General features: G+C 44.5%; 23 protein-coding genes. 10 read left to right on the forward strand and 13 right to left on the reverse strand.

All coding sequences use genetic code 11. From position 1 onward, the window contains the following. Nucleotides 1-66: 66 nt before the first annotated feature. From VEJY3_RS23340 to VEJY3_RS23355, 4 genes are all read right to left on the reverse strand, one after another. Nucleotides 67-639 carry a calcium-binding protein gene (locus VEJY3_RS23340; protein WP_014234899.1) on the reverse strand — a complete coding sequence of 191 codons (573 nt, stop codon included), beginning with the start codon at nt 637-639 and terminating at the stop codon, nt 67-69. A gap of 237 nt (nt 640-876) precedes the next feature. Further along, nucleotides 877-1,533, reverse strand: a complete 657-nt coding sequence (locus VEJY3_RS23345) for a LuxR C-terminal-related transcriptional regulator (RefSeq protein ID WP_041170441.1) — start codon at nt 1,531-1,533, stop codon at nt 877-879. 233 nt (nt 1,534-1,766) lie between these two features. After that, complete coding sequence (locus VEJY3_RS23350) at nt 1,767-2,435, reverse strand: LuxR C-terminal-related transcriptional regulator (RefSeq protein WP_014234901.1); 669 nt, start codon at nt 2,433-2,435, stop codon at nt 1,767-1,769. Nucleotides 2,436-2,618: 183 nt separating this feature from the next. After that, nucleotides 2,619-2,819: a chromosome segregation ATPase gene (locus tag VEJY3_RS23355; protein ID WP_014234902.1), complete on the reverse strand. Its 201-nt coding sequence runs from the start codon at nt 2,817-2,819 to the stop codon at nt 2,619-2,621. 246 nt (nt 2,820-3,065) lie between these two features. Here VEJY3_RS23355 and VEJY3_RS23360 point away from each other — a divergent pair, with 246 nt between their 5' ends. From VEJY3_RS23360 to VEJY3_RS23385, 6 genes are read left to right on the forward strand one after another with little or no spacing between them, the layout of a single operon-like run. Beyond that, nucleotides 3,066-4,022, forward strand: a complete 957-nt coding sequence (locus tag VEJY3_RS23360) for a MoxR family ATPase (RefSeq protein ID WP_014234903.1) — start codon at nt 3,066-3,068, stop codon at nt 4,020-4,022. Between the two features lie 15 nt (nt 4,023-4,037). Then, complete coding sequence (locus tag VEJY3_RS23365) at nt 4,038-4,964, forward strand: DUF58 domain-containing protein (RefSeq protein ID WP_014234904.1); 927 nt, start codon at nt 4,038-4,040, stop codon at nt 4,962-4,964. A gap of 28 nt (nt 4,965-4,992) precedes the next feature. Continuing rightward, on the forward strand, nt 4,993-5,469 hold the full coding sequence (locus VEJY3_RS23370) for a DUF4381 domain-containing protein (protein WP_014234905.1): 477 nt from the start codon (nt 4,993-4,995) through the stop codon (nt 5,467-5,469). Then, nucleotides 5,462-6,466 (forward strand): VWA domain-containing protein, encoded by a 1,005-nt coding sequence (locus VEJY3_RS23375; protein ID WP_014234906.1) that lies wholly within the window; start codon nt 5,462-5,464, stop codon nt 6,464-6,466. The genes VEJY3_RS23370 and VEJY3_RS23375 overlap by 8 nt, the downstream gene beginning before the upstream one ends. After that, entirely contained in the window at nt 6,459-8,231 is a 1,773-nt protein-coding gene (locus VEJY3_RS23380; protein ID WP_014234907.1) for a VWA domain-containing protein, read from the forward strand. Before VEJY3_RS23375 ends, VEJY3_RS23380 begins: the two co-directional genes overlap by 8 nt. Before the next feature lie 7 nt (nt 8,232-8,238). Further along, nucleotides 8,239-9,882: a BatD family protein gene (locus VEJY3_RS23385; protein WP_014234908.1), complete on the forward strand. Its 1,644-nt coding sequence runs from the start codon at nt 8,239-8,241 to the stop codon at nt 9,880-9,882. A gap of 74 nt (nt 9,883-9,956) precedes the next feature. On the opposite strand, the gene pstB is transcribed toward VEJY3_RS23385, so the two are convergent. From pstB to VEJY3_RS23405, 4 genes are all read right to left on the reverse strand, one after another. Then, a complete protein-coding gene (pstB, locus tag VEJY3_RS23390) occupies nt 9,957-10,706 on the reverse strand; it encodes a phosphate ABC transporter ATP-binding protein PstB (protein ID WP_014234909.1) in 750 nt (249 codons plus the stop codon). A gap of 60 nt (nt 10,707-10,766) precedes the next feature. Then, entirely contained in the window at nt 10,767-11,630 is an 864-nt protein-coding gene (gene pstA, locus VEJY3_RS23395; protein ID WP_014234910.1) for a phosphate ABC transporter permease PstA, read from the reverse strand. Nucleotides 11,631-11,652: 22 nt separating this feature from the next. Continuing rightward, the gene (gene pstC / locus VEJY3_RS23400; RefSeq protein ID WP_014234911.1) at nt 11,653-12,585 is read right to left on the reverse strand and encodes a phosphate ABC transporter permease subunit PstC; all 933 of its coding nucleotides are present in this window, start codon (nt 12,583-12,585) and stop codon (nt 11,653-11,655) included. A 100-nt stretch (nt 12,586-12,685) separates the two neighbouring features. After that, complete coding sequence (locus VEJY3_RS23405) at nt 12,686-13,507, reverse strand: phosphate ABC transporter substrate-binding protein (RefSeq protein ID WP_014234912.1); 822 nt, start codon at nt 13,505-13,507, stop codon at nt 12,686-12,688. 348 nt (nt 13,508-13,855) lie between these two features. Between VEJY3_RS23405 and VEJY3_RS23410 the strand changes: the two genes are divergently transcribed. After that, entirely contained in the window at nt 13,856-15,499 is a 1,644-nt protein-coding gene (locus VEJY3_RS23410) for a methyl-accepting chemotaxis protein (RefSeq protein ID WP_014234913.1), read from the forward strand. A gap of 87 nt (nt 15,500-15,586) precedes the next feature. On the opposite strand, the gene VEJY3_RS23415 is transcribed toward VEJY3_RS23410, so the two are convergent. Then, nucleotides 15,587-16,930 (reverse strand): DEAD/DEAH box helicase, encoded by a 1,344-nt coding sequence (locus tag VEJY3_RS23415; RefSeq protein ID WP_014234914.1) that lies wholly within the window; start codon nt 16,928-16,930, stop codon nt 15,587-15,589. Between the two features lie 544 nt (nt 16,931-17,474). Between VEJY3_RS23415 and VEJY3_RS23420 the strand changes: the two genes are divergently transcribed. After that, nucleotides 17,475-17,720: an Lpp/OprI family alanine-zipper lipoprotein gene (locus VEJY3_RS23420; RefSeq protein WP_014234915.1), complete on the forward strand. Its 246-nt coding sequence runs from the start codon at nt 17,475-17,477 to the stop codon at nt 17,718-17,720. Between the two features lie 21 nt (nt 17,721-17,741). On the opposite strand, the gene VEJY3_RS23425 is transcribed toward VEJY3_RS23420, so the two are convergent. From VEJY3_RS23425 to VEJY3_RS23440, 4 genes are read right to left on the reverse strand one after another with little or no spacing between them, the layout of a single operon-like run. Further along, nucleotides 17,742-18,668: a L,D-transpeptidase family protein gene (locus tag VEJY3_RS23425; protein ID WP_024372651.1), complete on the reverse strand. Its 927-nt coding sequence runs from the start codon at nt 18,666-18,668 to the stop codon at nt 17,742-17,744. A gap of 6 nt (nt 18,669-18,674) precedes the next feature. Next, complete coding sequence (gene phrB / locus VEJY3_RS23430; protein WP_014234917.1) at nt 18,675-20,090, reverse strand: deoxyribodipyrimidine photo-lyase; 1,416 nt, start codon at nt 20,088-20,090, stop codon at nt 18,675-18,677. Nucleotides 20,091-20,099: 9 nt separating this feature from the next. After that, on the reverse strand, nt 20,100-20,915 hold the full coding sequence (locus VEJY3_RS23435) for a MerR family transcriptional regulator (RefSeq protein WP_014234918.1): 816 nt from the start codon (nt 20,913-20,915) through the stop codon (nt 20,100-20,102). Beyond that, nucleotides 20,905-21,855, reverse strand: coding sequence for a DUF523 and DUF1722 domain-containing protein (locus tag VEJY3_RS23440; protein WP_014234919.1), 951 nt, complete (start codon nt 21,853-21,855; stop codon nt 20,905-20,907). Before VEJY3_RS23440 ends, VEJY3_RS23435 begins: the two co-directional genes overlap by 11 nt. A gap of 398 nt (nt 21,856-22,253) precedes the next feature. Between VEJY3_RS23440 and deoD the strand changes: the two genes are divergently transcribed. Together deoD and VEJY3_RS23450 are read left to right on the forward strand one after the other, a co-directional pair. After that, complete coding sequence (gene deoD, locus VEJY3_RS23445; RefSeq protein ID WP_014234920.1) at nt 22,254-22,964, forward strand: purine-nucleoside phosphorylase; 711 nt, start codon at nt 22,254-22,256, stop codon at nt 22,962-22,964. 61 nt (nt 22,965-23,025) lie between these two features. Continuing rightward, entirely contained in the window at nt 23,026-24,495 is a 1,470-nt protein-coding gene (locus tag VEJY3_RS23450; RefSeq protein ID WP_014234921.1) for a hypothetical protein, read from the forward strand. Nucleotides 24,496-24,623 lie beyond the last annotated feature (128 nt).

Genomic DNA, 24,623 nt, shown 5'->3' on the forward strand with positions numbered 1-24,623 from the left:
GTTTAATCAAAAACGCAGGCACTAGACGACGTCGCCTAGCACCTGGCTTGACTGCCTATTTAGTATTTAGATAATAAATAAATCTGCACCATAAGTAGTGATGTCTGTTTCAGTAACACCAATAAGCTTAACGGTTAAATCAGCGCCATCGGTAAAGACGGCATTACCTGCCGCATCGTAACTAAAGGTCAAATCAGCGAAATCGGTCACTGTAGAGCTATTAATACGAATCATATCTTCACCGATAGTAAAGTCGGCAATTTTTGCCTCGCCGTGACCATCAAACTTATCGGTAAATAGAAATAAGTCACTGCCTTCACCACCAACCATGAAGTTGTCACCAGAGCCAGCAACTAATACGTCATTACCGGTACTACCATTTAGCGTGTTATTGCCCTGCAGCCCGAGGAGGATATCATCCCCAAAGCCACCGCCGAGATAGTCATCACCGGTACCCGCTTTAAGAACATCATTACCAGCGCCGCCGATTAGGCGATCATTACCAGCACCACCGATTATGAAGTCGCTACCGCCACCGCCAACAATAAAGTCATCGCCACCGTATCCAATGAACAGATCATAAGTGCCATCAAAATCGGAGAGCTCATCTGCCCCTGGTGTACCATTATAAATAGTCATTTTTCTCACTCCCTTTGCTTTGGCTAAACAATTGAGCACATCAATTAATTATCTCTATTGTTTTCGGCCTGATTAGATTATTTCCAGACACCGAAAGTCTAGTAGGCATGCATGTGTTTAAGAGTTTGAATAAGGAGTGATATTAAAATCTAATACTAATTTAATAAAATATCAGATGCAGTCACCTAATCAGTATGAGAAAAAACTAATATTGAATCAGATTACAATTCAATATTACTATAGATTCCTTTTAGCCCAGCTTGTCGCTTGAGTTCTATTCTTTACATCTAACTTTCTAAAAATATTATATAAATGAGATTTAATGGTATGTTCGCTGATAAATAATGAATCAGCGATTTCCATGTTTGAGCCACCGTCTTTTAACATTGTCAAAACTTGTATCTCGCGTCTGGTGAGTTCGACCTCTATCGCTGGTTCTACAATAGGTATCAATTCTTTTTCTTTGTAGTATCTCACCATTTGCTCTAGCAGCCTACGAGGTAACCAGTTATCTCCATTCATAATGGCAATAAGGCCATCGCACACCTTCTCCATCGAATCTCTGGGTCCAAATATACCTTTTACCGCAGGCCAAGCCGCTAATTCTTCGATATTGAGCTCATGTCCTTGGTTGATCATTATTGTACCTAGCACTTTATTACTACTCTTTAAGTAATCTAAAGTTTCGGAGTTCATATCCACCGAAAAATCCACCAATAAAAAATACCGAGTTGGAATGCATTCATGATAACTTGGGTTTCTAGAGTCTAAGATCGTTATTTTTGTTTCGGTGTTTTTAGAAAGCATTTCCTTAAAGTTTTCACTTTGTAAGCTTTGCTGCGTGATCATTAGGACTTCTGGCTTTTCCATATGCTGTTCCATAATGTTTCTCATACTTTCATTGACTTAATGTTTATGAATTAGTAGTTACTCACTAGCGATATAATTCACCCCTAAGTATTAAGAATGATAGATTACGGCTATTTTTCTTTTTTTAAAATTATAAAATAAATAAAAATATAAACAAAAAAAGTGTTTCTCATAAAAGAAACACTTTTCTCATTATTTAAATTACACCCAATAAATATAAGTCATCACTAAATTAGGACGTTGATGTTTTTATCTATTTAGACAGACATCGAATACTCGGTAATATTTTCTTTGGCCCAGATAAGCGCCTGAACTCTATTTTTCACTTCAATCTTCTTAAAGATGTTGTGTAAATGAGTCTTCACTGTATTTTCGCTCACAAACAATTGTTCCGCGATTTCTTGATTCGACGCTCCCATTGCAAGAAAAGTGATTATTTGCATCTCTCTTCTCGTTAAAATGCTTGGGGCATGCTTGTATACTGGCTTGCTGTTCTGACGAAGGTGAGTAATGTACTGCTGGGAAAACTTGCGGCTAAACCACATGTCACCTTGCAAGATCTTATCTATACCGACTTGCAGAGTTTGGACGTCATCTGAAGTATAAAAAATGCCGACTAAACTATTCCAGATGAAGAGATCTTCTGTAGAAATGGCTCTGTCACAGTTAATCAGGATTTCCTGGACACTCTTAAGTTGTGACTCTTTGAAGTCTCGATATAGCGATAACGTTTCTTCTGTCAGAATACTAAAGTCTAAAATAATGGCTGAAATGGGCAGACCTTTAAGAGATCGGCTGGTAAGGTTTTCTGGAATTATCAAAATAACGCTTATACCGAGTTCCGTTTCCAACACATCCTTCAACAACGATGATTGTAGACTTCTCTCAGTAATTAAAATGATATCCCCTGTAGTGTGATACTCCATTCCCTAAACATTCCTCTAGCCGTATAGATTGAACTACACAATAGATTTGGTTAGAGCGTCAAAAATGTCAAGTATGAAAATGACTAATACGAGCCACCTAACATATTGATATAGAATGGTTTTAGTTGCAAATTGGCGGCTAAGCATGAAAAAGGGAGTAAACACTCCCTTTTCCCAGAGAATTTAGTGAATTGGCACGGCATTCTTTTGATTAAACTTGCCGAAATACTGCTCTAGAATCTCAGGAGTCAGTTTGCCTTCCGCTTCCAGCTTCTTAAGCTCAGCTGCAATCGCCTTCTGCTCTTCCAGCGAAGGTAGCTTCACTTCTTCTTCCTGAGAGACCTCTTGAGACATTTGCTCTAGCTCTTGTTCGAAATCATTCATAGTACTTACCTAAATATATTCATTGAACTATTAACTGTCTTTATTCTATCTAAGTCTACGGCTTCACGCTACCAAGCATCTCATTACCGCCATTCCTCTGCACGGCTAACCCAGCTTAAAGCTTGTAATACTTGTCAATGACCCAATATTGAAAAGATAAGTTTCAAGGTCTTACTGGGAACTTTTTCTACAAAGTAAATGACCAATACTGATAATCAACTCAAATGGATATCGAGAGTCCACAACATGCATAAATCTAACTTCGAAACGCTTCAACGATACCTCGAGTCTCAAATCATTGGCCAACAGGACTTGGTTAAACAGCTGTTGATTGCCCTGCTCGCTGACGGGCACATTTTGGTTGAAGGGCCTCCAGGGCTCGCGAAAACCCGAGCAGTCAAATCATTGTCCGACTGCGTAGAAGGTGATTTCCACCGTATTCAGTTCACCCCAGATTTGTTGCCTGCCGATTTAACCGGCACTGATATCTTCCGACCAGAAACTGGAGAATTTACGTTTCAGTCTGGTCCTATCTTCAACTCACTCATTCTGGCCGACGAGATTAACCGTGCGCCCGCAAAAGTTCAGGCCGCCATGCTTGAAGCCATGGCCGAGAAACAAGTAACCGCCGGGCGCCACACCTATGCTTTGCCTGAACTATTCTTAGTCATGGCAACGCAGAACCCGATCGAACAAGAAGGGACTTACCCACTTCCGGAAGCCCAGTTAGACCGATTCTTATTGCATCTGGAAGTGAATTATCCGGATGCCGAACACGAACTGGCAATATTGCGTATCAACCGTGGGGAAGCAAAAGGCGAAGCCGCAATCGAACGTCCAAGTATTAGCCAACAAGATATCTTCACCGCGCGTAAAGAGGTGCTCGATATTCATATGGCAGAAACCATCGAGCAATACATCGTGCGTCTGGTAATGGCGACACGTCAAGCCAGCGAGTATGACAGCGAACTGGATAAGTGGTTAGCGATGGGTGTCAGCCCCCGAGCAACGATTGCGTTAGACCGATGTGCTCGTGCTCATGCATGGTTAAAAGGACGAGACTTTGTTTCTCCCGAAGACGTACAAACGATGGCATACCCAGTGCTGCGTCACCGTTTGCTACTGAGCTACCACGCACAAGCCGAAGGCATAAGTGCCAATCAGGTCATTGATAAGCTACTTAACCTTGTTGGCAGCGCATAAAGTTGGGTGAGTAATATGTCAGCAAAAGAACCATTGCCACCCCATGCGAATGGAGTGACATTAACCTTAGAAGAACTGCTGCATCATCGGACCCAATCGATCCGATGGTTACCACCAGCGCAAAGTATTTGGTCACAGATGAGCGGTAGCCATACCAGTCGACAGAAAGGTCGTGGTATGGACTTTATGGAAGTACGCCAATATCAAGCCGGAGATGACATTCGCAGTATTGATTGGCGTGTCACCGCACGCACTGGCAAAGCGCACACTAAATTGTTCGCCGAAGACAAAGAGCAAGCGGTGATTTTATACATCGACTTGAGCTCAAGTCTTTATTTTGGCTCAAAGTATGTACTGAAGTCCGTTCAACTGGCCCATTTTGCCAGTGTATTAATCTGGCTAACGCTGGCGAAGAAAGACCGCATTGGGGCTGTCATTGATGACGGGCATCAATGCCTGGAGTTTCGTCCGTCTTCCCTACAAAAACAGGGCTTGCGGATCCTTCATGCCATTCTAAACATACATAATGAACAGCTGTCGCTCTTAGAAGAAAATGGAAGCCGTTCGATGCCTTATTCACAAGTATTCGAAACACTCCACACGCTCACACCTAAAGGCAGTGAGCTAATTTTGCTGAGTGATTTCTCACAAACGGGTGAAAAAGAACTGACTCAATTGCGTCGGCTGAAACAACACAACTCTGTTCGAGCCATTCAGTTTTTTGACCCATTAGAAAAGGGAGAAACGGACTTCCGAGGGCAAGTAAAAGCGTCTGATGGTCGTCGTAGTCAGTGGTTCAACTTTGGTTCCAAAGGAGAGAGAAGTGAGCTCGAATCGCACTTTACTGCTCATCAGGAATTCATCAAACAACTATGCCATTCGATGGCGATTCCATTTAACAGCCTCTCTAGTGGCTCTCCATTAATCCAGCAACTAAGCTAGCAGCCTTCTTCTAATAGCAGTAATAACAATGACAACAAATAACCAAAGCTTAAACCTAGAACCTTTAATTTTACCTAATGCGCCGGATTGGTTGCCACTCGCTTGGGGGTGGTGGGCACTGATGACAGGTATTATGTTAACGATTTTGGGCGTATATCTCTATTTCAAATGGCGTACTAAGCGTCTGCTCGCTAAACGAACAGCACTGAAGCTTCTGACAAACTCAGTCACGCCTCATACCCCATCTTCTGCTTTAGAGATCTTACGTCAAGCAGCATTGAGTTACTTTCCTCGCGAAGATATTGCACCGCTCACTGGCGCAGCTTGGTATGAATTTCTTGATAACCATACCGAAGAGAGTCGATTCTTAGATAAACAACAACAGTGGCAGGCCGCCTTATATCAGAAATCCCCTCAGGGAGAGCACCAGGATTTAATTGAAGACTGTGTTTTCTGGGTCAGCCACGCTTTGCCACCGAAGAAAAAGGCCAACACCCGTGACTGAGCAAACCTTAGCAACCGGCCTTAGCCAATGGTTGAATATTGAATTCGTCTGGTGGTGGGCACTGATTTTACTGCCCCTACCTTTGCTTGTTTACAAGCTGCTGCCACGAGAAAGCCAGCAAGCAGAGATTAAACTGGCTTATTTACCAGACAATACACACAGCAACAAGCCGAAACAAAAGCTGCAAAAGACCTTGTCCATTGCTATATGGACGTTACTAATCATTGCCTGTGCACGACCAGTTTGGTTTGGCGATCCAATAGAGTTTCAACCGAAATATCGAGACTTAATGTTGGTCGTTGACCTTTCAGGTTCAATGCAAAAAGAAGACATGAATTTGGACGGTGAGTTTACCGACCGGCTTACCGCTGTAAAAAAAGTCTTATCTGATTTCGTCGCGAAGCGTAAAGGCGATCGCTTGGGTGTTGTATTGTTTGGCGATCATGCCTATTTACAAACACCCCTTACCGCAGATCGACAAGCAGTCATACAACAAATCAACCAAACCGTTATTGGATTAGTTGGGCAAAGCACCGCAATGGGTGACGGCATTGGTTTAGGGACCAAAACATTTGTCGATAGTAACGCACCTCAGCGCGTGATGGTTTTGCTCAGTGACGGCGGAAATACCGCAGGCGTATTAGACCCTATTGAGGCGGCGGAAATCGCCAAGAAATACAACGCGACGATTTATACCGTGGGCGTGGGTGCGGGTGAAATGATGGTCAAAGAGTTTTTTATGACTCGAAAAGTCGATACCGCAGCCGATCTCGATGAAAAGACCCTGACCCAAATTGCCGAAGTCACGGGTGGTCAATACTTCCGCGCAAGAGATACAGAACAGCTAGAAAACATCTACGAAACCATTAACCAATTAGAACCTGTCTCCAGCGACACACAAACGTGGCGTCCTCAATCCGAATGGTTCCGCTACCCACTGAGCGCAGCATTGGGACTATCTGTGTTGTTATTCTTGCTAAGGAGAAAACATGGCTGAGTTTATTTTCCTCCACCCACTTTGGCTGACTGGACTGATCGCGATCCCCATCGCGCTCACGCTAAATAAAAAATTGACGGACAAAAGAACAACGCTTATTGCTCCTCATTTAGCGAAAGTGTTGGGAAACGCTGTGCAATCAAAGCACACCTTTACCGTTTGGGGAGTCACCTGGGCCATAGCTTGTATTGCACTGGCAGGCCCAAGTTGGCAATCGAATGAACGCCCAAGCTTTAAATTGAGTCAAAACCGCATTTTGGTTCTCGATATGTCGCGATCCATGTATGCAACGGATGTCAAACCAGACCGATTAGCGCAAACTCGCTATAAAGCTCTAGACTTGCTGCCTAACTGGAAAGAAGGTGCAACTGGGCTTGTCGCCTACGCTGGTGATGCGTACAGCTTGAGCCCGCTCACAACCGACTCAAACACGTTAGCTGGCATTATCGAGAACTTATCCCCTGACTTGATGCCTTTTCAAGGGTCTAACCTGCCATCTGCAATTCAGTTGGCGTTAAATCAGTTTTCGCAAGCAGGAACCAATCAAGGTGACATTATTGTATTAGCCGACGATCTTGACGATGCTGAACTAACCAACTCACTTAACCTGCTAAAAGGTAAAAAATTCCGTGTATCTGTCCTTGCAATAGGCACAGCAAATGGTGCACCAATTGCGCTGCCAAATGGCTCCCTACTCAAGAATAGCCAAGGGACAACGGTAGTCGCAAAAACAAATTTAAAAAACCTGCAGACGCTCGCCAATCAAACTGGTGGACTATTTATTCCGATTCAATATAACAACCGGGATGTCGAAACTATCGCTGATTTTACCAATCAAATGGGCAATAGCTTTGCCGCGAAACAAAACGACGAGGTGCAAACTGGCTCGAGAATGAATAATGGTTTTTGGTTATTGCCGTTGCTGTTACTTCCTGCGGCTCTGCTTTTCCGTCGCGGCGTCATTTGGCTATTTATCGCCGGACTTACGCCGTTGACCTGGACTGCTAAGGTTGAAGCAAACCCCTTCTTAAATGAAAACCAGCAAGGTGCCGAGCTCTATCAAAAAGGCGAATTTGAGAAGGCCAAAAGCGTGTTTACCGATCCAAATTGGAAAGGTGCAGCGAGTTACCAAAGCGGAGATTATGAAATGGCAATCAAAGCGTTTTCTGACAATCCATCATTTGAAGGGCGTTATAACCTCGCGAATGCTCTGGCGCAAAATGGTCAGCTCGAAGAAGCTGCGGACCTATACAAAGAATTGATCAAAGAAAAACCCGATTTCGACTCAGCGAAGAAAAACCTCTCGGTAGTAGAGGAGAAATTGAAGCAACAGCAGCAACAGCAGCAACAGCAGCAACAGCAGCAACAGCAGCAACAGCAGCAACAGCAGCAGCAACAGCAACAGCAACAGCAACAGCAACAGCAACAGCAACAGCAACAGCAACAGCAACAGCAACAGTCTCAAAATGATCAGGATCAGGAGCAAGGACAACAATCACAAAATCGTCAAGAGACTGAAAATAAAAAGAAAAGCCAACAAAAAGAGTCAAAAAGCGACCATCAAAAAGACGACAATACGTCTGAGCAAGACGGTCAGCCGATGAAGGTACAGGCTCAACCAGACCAATCAAAACATGATGATCCTGAATTCCGCCGCCTGGAGGCAGTAGAAAGCGCGCGCGATCCAAGCTTTCTGATTCGTGCACAAATGCAGCTGCAAGCGCAGCAAAAACAACGTCCGCAACAATCGCAAAAGGAGTGGTAAGCCTGTGATGAAAAAAGGCGTAATGCTGGTTTTTATTTTTTTGACCAGCCTGTTATCGAGTATTTCAGCAATGGCTCAAAGTCTCGAAGCGAGTGTCAACAAAACTCAAGCCGTGAAAAACGAAGTCATCAACCTGAGAATCATGGCTGACACGGAGTTGAGTTCCGATGCGATCGATTTCAGTGTATTAGATAAAGACTTTTTCTTAGGGCAACCTCGCTACGGCCGCTCCAGCAATAATATTAATGGTCGTAAATATTTACGTACCGAGTGGAGCATCTCTATCGCTCCGATGAAAGAAGGAGTGTTAACCATTCCTAGCTTTACCGTGGACGGAATGAGTACTGAGCCAATTAAATTGCGAGTAACCGCGAGTCAAACGGAGCCTGATCTCGACGATCTGTTCAGCTTCTCAATGAGCGTCGACAACCATACTTTATACCCGCAGCAATCGGCGAACTTACGTATGCGGCTCATTATCAAAGCGGATACTCGTCGCTTGGACAACCCTAAGATCATTCCTCCTAGCATTGACGGGATGAAACTCGAACCCGTTGGAGAAATGCAACAAGGTCAGCAAGTCATGGATGGGCTTGAAGTGACGGTTGTAGAGCAATCTTTTCGTTTGACCGCGGATACTGCCGGCACTTACACGTTAAATGGTCCACAGCTGACAGGTTCGTACATTTACGGTGATAGCCTGACGGGTTCGACCCAGGTCATGCCAATCAAAACCAACATTGAACAAATGCCGATTACGATCAAAGCCATTCCTGCGGAGTTTCAGGGGAAATGGTTGCCAGCCTCAGCGTTAGAGATGACGCAAAGTTGGCAAGACGACCAGGGTAACAAGTTATCGCCAAATGAACTGAATAAAGTAAAGCAAGGCTCTTCCATCACTCGCACTATTCAAATCAAGGCGCGTGGAACCCAAGCAGAGTTCTTACCTCGAATTGATATGGATTACCCAACGTCACTGCGTGTGTATCCAGAACAGCCGCAGTTTGCAACGACGCGAGATGGCACTCTGGTCATGACGGTGAAACAAGTGATCATACCAACGGAAGTAGGCACTTATTCCCTGCCCGGTTATACACTAAACTGGTGGAACAGCATTCAGGACGAAGCCAAAAAGGCGACGATAGAAGCCATTGAACTGGATGTAGAGCAAAGTGATATGGGCTTGATCACCTTGCCAGAAACGACTCTGCCACAAACGCCAGCAACGACAGCGACTCCTCCTGATCAAGGTGGCGTCAGTGAACTATGGCGAGTGCTCACTTTTGTCTTCGCAGGACTGTGGGTAATAACATCTATCATCACGATTGTGGTTTGGAAAAAGCGCCCTTACGAAAGTAAAAATCAAGAGATAAATTCTCAAACTCAATTGAACGTTGACGGGCTTAAGGCTGTTATCAAGCAAGGCGATGCCGCCAAAATCGAAAGAGCCATTAACGAATATTTAGATGCAAACCGTGAATCGTTGAATTCAGAAGTCGTGGAAGCAGTGAAGCACGATCTAGAAGTGATGAATCAAGCCCGCTTCAGTGCCGAGCAGCAACCTTGGAATTCAGATTCTTTACTCGACAATATTAATAAGCTGTCAAAGGCGAAAAAAATTCAATCTAGCCCTCAGCTTGAAAAGCTATAAAAAAAGCCCCTCATATAGAGGGGCAAAGTTACCATCGCTTATAGTTATGTATTTATGCCAATAAATATTGTTGATTAACCGAAGTCACCGTTTACGTAACCTTGAGTTCGGTCATCTTGTGGGCTGCTGAAGATCACTTGCGTATCGTTGTGCTCAACCAGTTCTCCCATCAGGAAGAACGCAGTGCGGTCAGAAATACGACGCGCCTGTTGCATTGAGTGAGTCACGATAACGATGGTGTAGTTCTTCTTCAGCTCTTCCATCAATTCTTCGATTTTGTGCGTTGCAATTGGGTCAAGTGCTGAAGTTGGCTCGTCCATCAGGATCACATCAGGTTCCATCGCGATCGTGCGTGCGATACACAGGCGCTGTTGCTGACCACCAGAAAGACCAAAAGCGTGCGACTTAAGACGATCTTTCACTTCATCCCAAAGTGCTGCGCCACGCAGTGAACGCTCAACCACTTCATCAATGTACTTTTTGTCTTTAACACCTTGAGCACGTAAGCCATAAGCCACGTTCTCGTAAATGCTCATTGGGAATGGATTTGGCTTCTGGAATACCATACCGACTTTAATACGAAGATCCGCGACATCAATATTGCCGTAGATGTCTTCACCATCCATCGCCAGCTTACCAGTAATGGTTACGCCTTCAATCAGGTCGTTCATACGGTTCAAACAACGCAGAAGTGTTGACTTACCACAACCTGACGGGCCGATTAGTGCCGTTACCTGACGAACTGGAATAGGCAGGTTGATTGATTTCAGTGCTTGGTTTTCACCGTAAAATAGGTCTAGGTTTTCAATATCAAACTTGTTCATGTTCTTAATCTCTTAAATCTTAAATTCGTGTCTTTTAACGTGCGTTCTTAATTTGTTTTGTTAGTAAGTTGCAGTGTTAAAACGTCTTGCAATCAGTTTAGTCACCATGTTGATCAAAAGAACAACCACAATAAGCACCGTTGCCGTACCGTAAGCCTGATTCCATTCCTCAACGGTAAACAGTTCGGTAGTGAGTTTGTAAAGGTGAACGGTTAGCGTACGACCTGAATCGAGTAAAGAATCAGGAATACGAGCCACCATACCTGCTGTCAGGAATACTGGAGCAGACTCACCAATGACACGACCAATACTAAGAATGACCGAGGTTAAGATACCTGGCATTGCGCTCGGAAGAATCAAACGCCAGATAGTGTAAATTTTAGAAGCGCCAAGGCCGTACGAGCCTTCACGATACGTTTGTGGCACTGCCATTAGCGCTTCTTCCGTGGTACGGATGATAACTGGAAGAATCAGAATACTTAGTGTCAGTGCACCCGATAGAATCGAGAAACCAAGACCAAGAATTGCCACGAAGAAAGTCATACCAAACAGACCGAAGATGATCGACGGGATACCTGCCAGGGATTCAGTACAGAATCGAATCACTTTCACCAAACGGCTACCGACTTTTGCGTATTCAGTCAGATAGATTGCCGTCATGATACCGAGTGGCGCAGCCACAGCGATAGATGCGATAACCATATAGATGGTTGACACGATCATCGGGAAGATACCGTGTTCATCACCTGTACGAGTGTAGTTATCAGTAATGAATTTCCAATCTACGTGTTGCAGACCGTTTGATAGGATGTACCAGATAATCCAGAACAAAAAACCTACCGTTAATCCTGCCGAGATCCAAACGAAAGCGTTAAAGACGTTATCTTTGAACTGGCGAGCTTGTTTTAGTTTTGCGCGATCCATAATTGTCACCTTTAACGAGCGATTACTTCGCTTTTTCTCGGTTTAGGTAAAGAAGTACAGCGTTCAACGACATGATGAAGACCAGCAGTACCACACCAGTAGCGTAAAGTGCGTTCGCGTGAACACCACTTGCGTAAGACATCTCAATAGCAATGTTCGCGGTTAGCGTACGTGCAGAGTCCAGAATGCCTTCTGGCATTGCCGGTGCGTTACCCATCACCATGATGATTGCCATCGTCTCACCCAAAGCACGACCGATACCAAGAATCACACCGGTCATAATCCCTGAACGAGCCGCAGGAACGAGCAATTTGAAAATCGTGTAGATTTTAGATGCGCCTAGAGCCAGTGAGCCCTCTTTGTAAGCACGAGGTACAGCACGGATAGACGTTTCAGATACGGTAATTACCGTTGGTAGAATCATAACACCAAGAACGATGATACCCGCAAGAATCGTGTTACCTGCTGGTACGTTAAAGATGTTTTGGATCAAAGGTACGATGATAACCAAACCAAAGAAACCATATACCACCGAAGGGATACCCGCCAACAGCTCTACAGCCGGACGAATGACGTCAGCTAAACGCTTAGGCGCGATTTCAGCGATAAAGATTGCAGTCAAAACACCAACCGGAACACCAACCATTACTGCGCCAGCTGTCGAAACAACGGAAGCAACAATCATGGTTGCAACACCGTAAAGTGCAGGTGGTAGCCAGTTTTGACCTAAAACAATGCCCGAGACCCCAACTTCTTGAAATGCAGGAATACTCTCTCGAACAATAAAGTAAGCAATTACTGCCAATGATACGATGCCGATAACGGCACTGGTGAGGAACAAGCCGTGGAAGATACGCTCTTTCCAGTCTACACGACGTTTCTCGCGCAGGCCTGGCTTGCTGATAGCTTTAGCGTCAGTATTCATAAGCTTTTCACTATTTGTTGCGATGGTCATTTAAAAATCTCACGGTTCTGGTTGTTAGCCAATGAACGCTATGGATGAAAAGGCTCAGCCCTAAACAGTGGGCTGAGCAAACTTAAGTGTCACGATAAGATTAGTGAACTGAGATGTAACCGTTTTGGTCAACTAGCTTTTGAGCATCTTCAGTTAGCATCCAATCTAGGAATTTTTGCGTTTCAGCAGATGGTTTGCCTTCTTTGTAAAGAACAAGGAATGGGCGAGCTACTTTGTAAGAACCGTTTTTAACGTTAGCAACTGTTGCATCTACACTGTCGATTGCTAGTGCGTGAACTGTGTTGTCTACAGTACCTAGTGAGATGTAGCCGATTGCGTATGGGTTAGAAGCAACCATAGTTTTTAGTGCGCCGTTACCGTTAGCAACTTGAGCACGTTGAGAGATAGCAGAAACTTTCTTACCAGAAACTTTCATTTTTAGAGACATGATGTCTTCGAATGCACCACGAGTACCAGAAGCTGTATCACGAGTGATTGCAACGATTGGCTTGTCTTCGCCACCAACTTCTTTCCAGTTTGATACTTCGCCTTTGTAGATTGCAGTTACTTGCTCAGCAGTTAGACCTGCTAGCTTGTTTTGTGGGTTAACAACAACCGCGATACCGTCACGAGCAACAACTTCTTCGATAAGAGTTGGTTCTTTTTCTGAGTCTTTTAGGTTACGAGAAGACATACCTAGGTCAGCCGAACCATTTTTTGCTGCTTTAACACCAGCAGAAGAACCAGGACCCTGAACTTCGATAAATACTTCAGGGTTCGTCTTCATGTATGTTTCAGAGAAAACTTCCATCAGTGGAGTTACGCTGCTAGAACCCACTGCAGAGATAGTTTCTTTAGCAGAAACAGGAGTCACTGCCATTGCGCCTAGAAGTGCGATTGCACCGATTACTGTCTTTTTCATCACAATTTCCTTAAAGTGGCTTTATTGCCGTTGTGTTTCACTTGAACGGTGCTCACTTTAGAACTCAAATGTGACAGTTGTGTTTCACTTAATTGAAGCCTCTATGACAGATTATCCATTTCGTAGGGGAAATGAACGATTAATCTGGCGCTTACATGCACCTCTGATTCATCTTTACCAATTACCTACATTTTAATTACCAATTGAATAATTATTTCTAACTTAAACTTTTCTTATAGCATTAAGGCATAGATAAAAACCACTAACCTATTGATTTCAAAAAGATAGCAATTAGAATCCAAATCTAATAATAAAAAACATAATAATTCATTCAGATTGAGGGTAATTATGCGTCAATTTCTAAGCACGCTATCTATTAAGTTACAGGTATTTTTACCTGTTTTATTTACTGTTGTTTTACTTGTTGTAGGACTCACTGTCGGGATAAGTAAGCTAGATCAAGCATTTAATAAGGTTTCGACGTCCACACACTCTCTTATCGTTCATAAAGATGACCTGAGCGCCATTGTCGATAACACCTATGCAATGCGCATTAAAGCCATTTACAGCCTATTTCGTGCAGAAGATGTTCAATCCCTTAATCAAGAGTTGTCGCAGCGACAGGCTGAAAGCCGTGAATTCTTAGATTCCATTAATGATCTGCCGGGAGTGCAGTCAGAAGTGAACGCCATGCGCGAAGCCATGAACCATTATGTGGATTTCACACGTCTCACTATGACGCCATTACTTACCCAAAAGCACGCGAGCCAATACACCACTGCCGAGTTCAACCAGAATTTCGAAGCAGCCATGGTAAATTATCGCGTCGCGGGTGAAGAGATGATCAACGCCATCGACAACCTTTCAGAAAAGCTCAATCAGACCGTAATCAGCGACGTCCAAGCCAACGGAAAGGTGCATTCTGACACCTTAACTCAAAGTGCCATTTCCATCGCATTGATACTGTTAGTCGCATCTCTGATTAGCTGGATCTTAGCCAACTATATTGTGACACCAATTCGTAACTTGCAAAACACGATGCGTGAAGTAGCAAAAGGCAACCTGCTCGTAAACGCTGAGGAAATTGGCAACAACGAAGTATCCCAGCTTGCTCAAGATGTGAATCAGACTATCGAACAGCTGCGTAACACGGTCAGATCACTAGTGCGTATCAGCGAAGATGTCGCTTCCGCATCTACCGAGCTAGCCACGGTCATGACACAAAGCAGTGTCAATTCCGATCATGAAAAGCAGGAAGTCGAACAAGTGGCCTCAGCGATTAACCAATTGGAATCGGCGGCGACTGAAGTATCCAACAATGCCCAGTCGGCTGACACCGCGTCAACAGAAGCTCGACAGCTTGCCACAGAAAGCTTAAACATGTTCGAAGAGAGCACGCGTGCAAGCGCAAAAATGGCTGAACAACTCAATGCTGCAGCAGTAGTTGTCACTTCGTTAAAAGAACAGTCAGAGCAAATTGGACGCGTTATAGAGGTAATAGAAGGCATTTCTGAGCAAACGAATTTACTGGCACTAAATGCCGCGATAGAAGCCGCTCGTGCAGGGGCAAGTGGACGTGGTTTTGCAGTCGTGGCGGATGAAGTGCGAATGCTCGCGGCCAGAACTCAAGAATCCACCAAAGAAATCCAGGTCATCATTGAGGAACTTCAGCAACAATCCGGGACAGCAAACGAAAGCATGCACTCTAGCCTGGCTATGTTAAAAGACAACCAAGCTATCGCTGAAGAAGTCAGCCTATCATTAAATAACATCAGTCAGTCTATCTCTGAACTGAACACCATTAACACGCACGTAGCGACAGCCTCAGAAGAACAGAAACAGGTTACAACAGACATCAACAATAACCTGTCAAACATCTATCAGCTGGTCAGCGAGAACGTCACAGGCATTACTCAGTCAGCGGCAGCGGCGCAAGAGCTGTCTGGCTTAGCAGAAAAGCAGCAACAGGAACTGAAACAATTCCAGATCTAGGCACTGATGCTTTCAAATTCGTAATATCAAAAAGCTCCGCGATTGCGGAGCTTTTTCTTGCTTAAAACAGCATTAAGAATCTAGAAATTAATCTTCTGCTTTAGGTTCTGCTGGCTTCTTTTTAGGGATGAAAACATCATCACCAACAGACACAGTTTTATAGAAAGTCTTGTCGCGCTTAACTGGCTTCTTCGCAACTTTCTTAGCTTGAGGACGTGCTTTTTTCGTCGCGCCTTTCTTATTACGCATATCAGGCTTGCGTGGCTTCAGCCCTTTGAACTTGCCTTTTAAGTCTTCGAAAACGGAGAACGACAAATCTTGCTGCAGGTATGCTTCAACACGTTTAAAGCTATCCCAGTCTTTTGGACCAACAAGAGAAATCGCATCACCTTTATTACCTGCACGGCCAGTACGGCCAACACGGTGAACGTATTCTTCCGTGTGCTTCGGCATATCAAAGTTAATAACGTGCGTCACTGTCGCAATGTCCAAACCACGAGAGGCTACGTCAGTGGTGACAAGAATCTTAAACACCGCGCGCTCAAACTGGCTCATAATGGTATTACGTTGCGTCTGGTTTAAGTTGCCGCTCAGTGCTACTGCCTTAAGTTTTTTCTCGTTCAGCTTCGCTGTAAGACGCTCAGTATCATCTCGTGTTGCGGTAAAGATGATGACCTGACGGTATTCGGCTTCAGCAAGGACACGTTCAAGAATCGCTTCTTTATGATCTAGGTGATCACACAAGTAGAATTTCTGCGTGATATCTTTGTGCTCTTCGTTAGAAACACCGATAGAAATACGTTTTGGTGCATTCAGCATCTCAGAGGCAATGCTGTTTACTTCCGCGTGATCGAGCGTAGCCGAGAACATCAAAGTCTGACGACGACGGTGTTTAGCGGCATTATGAATACGACGAAGCTCTGGTGCGAAGCCCAGATCCAACATACGGTCCGCTTCATCCAGAATCAGGGTTTCTAAACCTTCAAGGTATAAAGAACGGTGCTCTAAGTGGTCAGCTAAACGCCCTGGTGTTGCCACGATGAATTTAGGGTAACGACGCAGCGCTTTCACCTGATCGTTAAAGTTTTCGCCACCAAGAATTAAGGCTGCTTCGTAAGACAAGCCAGCAAGCATCGAGCGAAGCTCACCATATACTTGTTTAGCCAATTCACGCGTTGGCGCCAGAATGACAGCTCGAGGGTCTTTCGCAGAAAATGATTTTGTCTTAAGTGACTTGTGAAGCATCGGCAATACAAACGCCAAAGTCTTGCCCGAACCCGTTTTCGAAGATGCCAATAGATCCTTGCCTGCAATCGCAACAGGAATTGCTTGCTGTTGGATCTCAGTCGCTTTTTTGAAATCGTAGTGTTTTAGGTTCTTCAACAATCGGTTGTCTAGGCCTAGATCTTTAAATTGCAAAGTATTCTCCAATAAATCAGTCAATATGAGCGCTCTGTAATGTCATTCCGCTCTAACGTAGCAATAAATAAAAGCCCTCTATAATACCGCAAATCATAGGAGTATAGATAGAGATCACACAAACTAATTATTGAAGAAAAAATAGAGTTACTTTTGAGACTCATTCAAGTTCGGGCGGCACAGCTTCAATCTATGCCCTAAACTTATGTTCATCAATATACGGCTGTCATGGCGAATACGCGGATTATTAAGGCTTATCCATGCATATTGCGTTTATTTGCGGAGAGAAGCTTTCATTTGCGTCAATATCGTCTAAATTATTGATATCAGGAACGTGGCAAAAATACCTGCCATGAAGACTGTTGTTGGAGTCAATGAAGGGTTGAATACTGCCTTTTGTTAGGCTCAGGTAAAAGTTAACGTCAGGTACTCCATGAAATTCTTGGATTTTTTTGACTTTTGCTACATCATGTACTGATACAATGTATCCACATTTAACCTCGCCTCTAACAAAAACTATGGAGCGAGACTTTCACTATAAGCAAGGAGTTCTTATATGAACAAAACGTTGATCGCAGCTGCAGCAACTTCAGTACTTCTACTAGCAGGTTGTGCTTCTTCTGATGACGCAACTACAGCTAAACTAGACGAACTAAGCAATCAAGTTAGCATGCTAAGCCAAGACGTACAAACTCTTCAATCTGACGTTCAAATGTCTAAAGACGCAGCAATGTCTGCTCAAGAAGAAGCTGCACGTGCTAATGAGCGTATCGACAACATCGCTCAATCTTACACTAAGTAAGTTATAGTGTTATGCCGCGCCTCACGGCGCGGTTATTTCTACTGGTACTCCATTCTGCGCGGCAATCACTGCTTTTGCCTTCACATCCTTCATACCAAATTCACTTAACCACCAACCTAACTCTTTCGGTAGTTCCAATTCATCTTTCTTACCGTTGCTGCGAGTTAATGGTTCGTGAGCTTCAATAAAGACACTTCTGTCTGGTTCTAACGCCACTTTAACCGGTTGGTTAATGACTGTGACTTTTTCGCCTCGACGTACTTGTTCAAACAGCCATTCAATGTCGCTTGGCTCCATACGGATACAACCTGCGCTGACACGCATACCAATACCAAAATCTTTGTTGGTACCATGAATAAGGTACTCGCCGTTCCCGTAAGCTAAACGCAATGCAAACATACCCAACGGGTTATCAGGGCCAGAAGGGACAACTGCGGGTAAGTTAATGCCTTTTGCTTTGTATTCAGCACGAATAGAAGCCGGTGGTGTCCACGTCGGATTAGGACGCTTCTGACTGACACTGGTTGACATCACCGGAGTGTCACGCCCTATACGTCCAATCCCAACCGGGAATACGTGCACGACGTTCTCGTTAGCCGGGAAATAGTACAGGCGTAACTCGGCCAGATTGATAACGATACCTTGGTGAGCAACGTCCGGAAGAATGAGTTGGGTAGGAACCGTCAGAACATGCCCTTCTTGAGGAAGAAAAGGGTCTACGCCTTTATTCGCGGCCATTAAACCCAGCATACCGACGTCATATAACTTAGCAATATTGGCCATGGTTTCCCCGTTTTGCACAACGTGGTTTTCAATACGACCAATAAGACGACTGCTGTCTGAAGGTAACTCATACATCTTAGCGAATGACAATCCACTCACTAATGACAATGAGACTGATAACAGGGTTCGTTTCGCGATACTCATCGACCGCTTCTTGCTAAGCATTTCACTCTATTCCTTGGCACTTTTAAAGAGCCGTAAGGTTATCTCTCTTTCTGCTTTATGATCAACCATCGGAGTGTGATAATCCAGTAAAGAAAAGCCTTCCCAAGTCCATGGTTTATGGAGGAACTTGTTCGGTACGCTCTTTATTTCTGGCACCCAATGACGCACAAAGCATCCATCAGCATCGAACTTTTCTCCCTGACTAACAGGATTAAAAATTCGGAAATAAGGCTGACCATCACAACCGGTCGACGCAGACCATTGCCACCCTCCATTATTGGCTGCAAAATCACCATCTACAAGCTGACTCATGAAGTACTTTTCACCCCAGCGCCAATCAATGTGAAGATCTTTGGTCAGGAAGCTCGCGACTATCATGCGTAAGCGATTGTGCATCCAGCCAGTTTGGTTCAACTGACGCATTGCGGCGTCGACAATTGGGTAACCTGTAGTGCCGGTCTTCCAGCGCTCAAACGCCTTCTCGTCGTAAGACCACTGAATCTTGTCTTCCCAATCAATAAACCCTTTGCCTTTGACAAGCTTTGGTTCAAACACCAACAAGTGTTGGTAGAACTCACGCCAAATAATTTCACTTAACCATGTTGCTTTGCCTTCGGTTAAATCCGATTGCTCATTCTCAGCAAACAATCTGGCAATACATTGTCTCGGAGATAAAGCGCCAATGGCCAAATAAGGGGAGAGTTGACTGGTGCCATCAGTGGCCGGGAAGTCACGCTGTTCGCGGTATTCATCACTTCGCTCACGAGCAAACGTTCTTAACTGATTCAGTATGTCACTCGTTGAAGCAAACCAATGCTCGCTAGATTCACGTGGGTAATTGAACGTAAAATCATCATCAAAACACTCACCCTCTATCTCTTTCAATACTTGCGGTGAAAGCGGTGATTGGGGATAAGGTTTTGCAACTCTTGGTAATTGAAACTTCTGCAACCAGGCTCGTTTGAAGGGACTGAACACCTTAAAGTAGTCGCCCTGCTTGTTCAAAACCGTCGTTGGTGCATGAACGCACTTATCATGGAACAACTCAAAGCGCACACCTGATTGGTTTAATGCATCAGAGACTTCTCGATCAAGCTCCTGCTCGTTCACTTCATAATGGATATTTGCCATGACGCTCGTGGCATTTAGGGCTTTCACCCAACGGCCGATCACGGCGCTGCAACCGGAGAAATTGTCGACTTCTGCATACAAAAACGGAATGTTAAGCTCTGCTAGCTCTTGATTCAGGTGCTCTAAGCGACGAGCAATCAAATCCGCCTGCATCGGAGCCATATCGTGCGATTGCCACTGCTGAGGCGTCGCAATAAAACAGGCGACAACAGGCTGCCCAGAGTCCAGGGCCGCTTGCAAAGCCGTGTGGTCTAACGTTCTTACATCACGTCGAAACCATACCAGAATCATGATGTCTCCTTAGCTATTCTCTGCCTGTTCAAAATGAAGCTTCTCTATGACTTCTGAACATTGAATCTGGTGGGGGAATTGCGTTCGCATCGCTTTTAACACCTCAACCTGTTTGGCTGGTAGTGCTTTATTAGAAAACAAAAATATACGTTGATAACGATCGACAACCTGATGTTCTGCCAAGCCTGAAATGTCATTAACGTTAGCAATTAAGGTTGTGTGATAACCTTGCTCACAACGTATTGCGGCTTGAATCCAACTCTCTGCTTCTCGGGTTTGTTCAAAGCAAACCAGCAAACACTTTCCTTTTGAAGATGCCTTGTTTTCAGAGTCAACGATAAGGGCCAACCGTTTGATCAGGCATGTCTGGAACAACCCCATCTGTATTGAGCGCAGCGATCCTTTCACGAGATCTAATGCTTCAAATACCGGCTCAATAAACTGCTCAACGACTAAATTGAGAGGATATTCCTTCATTACCGATGACAGTACACTCTCCGTCTTGGCATGATTCAGATCAGATAATGCAGACAGCAGCGTTTCCACTTCTTCCAAAGTCGCAGGTTCAGCGCTCATGTCTAACTCATCGGCTTTGCCCAGCAGGCCTTTCACCTTGCCAATTGCGATGCCTTTCGCCAGCCAACTTTGTATCTCTTTAATCGTGTCAATATCCTGCTGGCGATACAAACGATGTCCTTTATCTGTCCGCTGCGGCTGAATCAAATTGTATCGCCTTTGCCAAGCTCGCAAAGTGACGGGCTTTACTCCGGTTATCTCTGCAACATCTCTAATTGCGTACAGTTTTCCTTCTGAACTACAAACCATAACGTAATCTCATCTCCTGCGGGTGCGGCTCTAAAAATTTTTGTTTCTGTAAATACTCGTCTGGGTAAGTATTTAAATAGTGTTTAATCAGTGTTAGCGGTGCGAGCAAAGGCAATAGGCCCGTGCGATAATCGTGAATAACCGTCGCTAACTCTTCTTTTTCGTCTTTTGTTAAGGCACGTTTAAAGTAACCCTGAAGGTGCATCAATACGTTAGTGTTATTTTTTCGACTGGCACGGTTTGAAAGTGCTTTCATTAGCCCCAAACGATACCCTGCATAAAAATCTTCAATCTCGTAGTTGGCAACTTCTGCCACTAAACGGCCCAACGCTCGGTATGATTCTGGGTGATGGGCCATTAGCGTTAACTTATAACGAGAGTGGAAATCAATAATTTTGCCACGGGTCGGCTCACCGGCCATGGATTGATAAAAGTCATTCAGGCAGTAAACGCGAGTGATAAAATTCTCTTTAAGCACAGGATCATTTAAGCGGCCATCTTCTTCAACTGGCAACCATGGCATCTTTTGCATCAGCGTTTGCGTGTAAAGCCCCACCCCTTCCTTAGAAGCATTATTCTTGCTGTAAACTTTAACTCGCTCCATGCCACAAGTCGGCGACTTGGCACACACAATGTAGCCACATAGCTGCTGCTCCTGTAACTCATCCACTTTATTAGCCGAATACGCCAGCATGTTGTCCGTGTGGTCATTCTCAGGATTTTTTGTTTCAACCAACGCGACTCGTTCTGCATCAGAAATCAGACGAATAGTAGGTCGAGGTACAGGCATGCCAACGCCAACTTCTGGACAAACAGAAACGAAATCGAAGTAATTGCTGAGCTCTTTAGTCACAAAGTTGCTGACCTTATGGCCAGAATCAAAACGAACACGCTCACCAAGTACACAAGAACTAATACCAACTTTGATTGAAGATTCCATAATAGCGCCATCCCTATACAAAAGGTTTTGTTGTATAACTTATAGCAAGTTAGTTTTCATTGTACAAGAAAATAAATTGTACAATTTAATCGTTTTACTTGGCTAATTTGAATTTCGATCACCGAGAATCAAAAAAGAATTTCCGCTCAAACCAGCAATTCTGTGTGCGCCGTCAACAAACCTGCGTCAAGCAAATCGATTGCCTTTTTGCTTTCAACAGATTTAGTTATAATGATTGATGCTGGCTTCCATAAGGGCGCTTTTTGTGACCAACCTCTCAAGGGTAAGGTGTACTCCCCGATATTATTGCCTCAACGAAAACGAACGAATTCAACAGAATTGGTAACAGGCATCTATACTAGGGTCTGTTTTATCAAACAAAACTTTGGAGAGCACTTATGGCAACCCCACACATCAACGCACAACCAGGTGATTTCGCTGAAACAGTTCTAATGCCTGGCGATCCTTTGCGAGCTAAATACATTGCAGAAACGTTCCTGGAAGATGTGAAGCAAGTTTGTGACGTTCGAAACATGTTCGGCTTCACTGGCACTTACAAAGGCAAAAAAGTATCAGTTATGGGCCACGGTATGGGTATCCCATCATGCTGCATCTACGTACACGAGTTGATCGCTGAGTACGGCGTGAAAAACGTTATCCGTGTTGGTAGCTGTGGTGCTGTCCGTGACGATGTAAACCTGATGGACGTTGTTATCGGTATGGGTGCTTCTACAGACTCAAAAGTTAACCGTATCCGTTTCAACAACCACGACTTCGCGGCAATTGCTGACTACGGTCTGCTAGAAGAAGCGGTAAAACAAGCTCGCCAGCAAGAAGTTCCAGTTAAAGTGGGTAACGTGTTCTCTGCTGACCTGTTCTACACACCAGAAGCAGACATCTTCGAGAAGATGGAAAAACTGGGTATCCTAGGTGTAGATATGGAAGCGGCAGGTATCTACGGCGTAGCTGCTGATTTAGGTGCTAAAGCACTGACTATCCTAACGGTTTCTGACCACATCATCCGTGGTGAAAAACTAAGTTCTGAAGAGCGTCAAAAGTCATTCAACGACATGATGAAAGTTGCACTAGAAACCGCAATCAACATCTAAGTCATTTGTTATTTGCAGCCAGTGCCTGACTGGCTGCCCGAATTACCCAGAGGGGGCGATCGTGTCTAACGGCGAACTGCCAAAAGATGCAGATGGGTTACAACTCAACTTTTGTAAAACATTGGCGTGTGACAACTTTGGATTGAGTGATGCAAAACGTTACGTTCTGCAACATGCTAACCCCAAGCGTCCGGCGATGGTATGCCGTGAATGTGGAGCTTTCCCCCCCTTACTTAACAATCGCGATGTCGTGAACGAACTTCATCGTCTGCGGCACGTTCATAGTGACGGCCTACCTGCTTGTCGCAATAATGACTGCGATAACTTCGGGCTATCTGTCCATACTCATAAACACCTCTACCACGCGTTCGGTTACAGTGGCGATCGCCAGCGTTACCGTTGTAAAGCGTGTCAAAGTACGTTCGTCGATAAGTGGTCCGGTGCGAACAAAAAGCTACAGTTCCAAGAGAACCTGATGGCGCTGCTATTCACAGGTTACTCTGTCCGCGAAATTTGCCGCAAACTCAGTATCAACCCGAAAACGTTTTATGATCATGTAGATCATATTGCGAGTCGCTGTCGCCGTAAATTAGCGACGATTGATGCACGCTGGGTAAACCATGCAAATCGCTACGAATTAGCGTCAAATTACATCGCTTTGCAGCCGAAGAGTAACAACGGCGTATACTGGATCGTCTCCGGTGAAGCGCATTCCGGTTATATTCTCTGCCAACACGTTAACTACGCTTCTGATGAAGAGCCAACGGGCAGCGTTGATCATAACCCGTACGATCAGGTATCTCGTTTTGTCTCACAAGAGTACACGGCAGAAGCCAGCGAGCCACCAGCTGCGCCCTCAAGCAAACTTCGTGAACGCATCGACCAGAAATATCAGACCATTTTGGCTCGCGGTAATGTGGAAGATCCGCTGGGGAATCTGGCCGTATTTCATTACCCATCAAAAGGCGCGATTATTCGACCACCTTATACTTCGTACGCGCATTATTTACATGTCCTCGATATGTGCAGCCCAAGCAAACGCGTGTCTATCTACATGCCTCAGGATCCGCTACTTCGCTCTGCGGCATTGAGCGTCTGTTTGTCTCGCATTAAAGAAAAAAATATCGATTTAATGTACGTCGACGAAGATCCGGCATGGGACATGCGATTACCATTCGGTAAAATTGATATTGCTTATATGAGTTGGTGGCGAGACCGTTGGGCTATCTCAAACCAAGGAGATAACAGCAAGGGCATTTGTTACCTCGCAGGTGATCATAATGAGCCTGAAAAATGGTTCAATGTTGCAACAACACGACAAGTGCAATTCTACCAAAATCGATTCCAGCTACTTTTTGAAAGCTTCATCAACGAGCCGCGTCGCAAATTAAGACCTGGAGGTCTATTACCTCTTTTAGACATCTTCAGAGCTTGGCATAATTTGTGCTATCAAGATAAAGAAGGTCTCACAGCGGCACAAAGGCTCGAAGTTACTGACGCTCCTTTGACGATTAAACAGCTCCTATCCTAACCATCTAAATCATTAGGAGTGCTTACGATATCAATGAGATCTCCTGATGATTTATGAAGTAGTACTTGATCTGCTCTCGTAATGAAATGCGCACCTAGCGATAAAGTTAAGGTGTAAATTCCTGCTCG

Origin of the sequence: Vibrio sp. EJY3, assembly GCF_000241385.1 — a bacterium.
GTDB classification, from domain to species: domain Bacteria; phylum Pseudomonadota; class Gammaproteobacteria; order Enterobacterales; family Vibrionaceae; genus Vibrio; species Vibrio natriegens.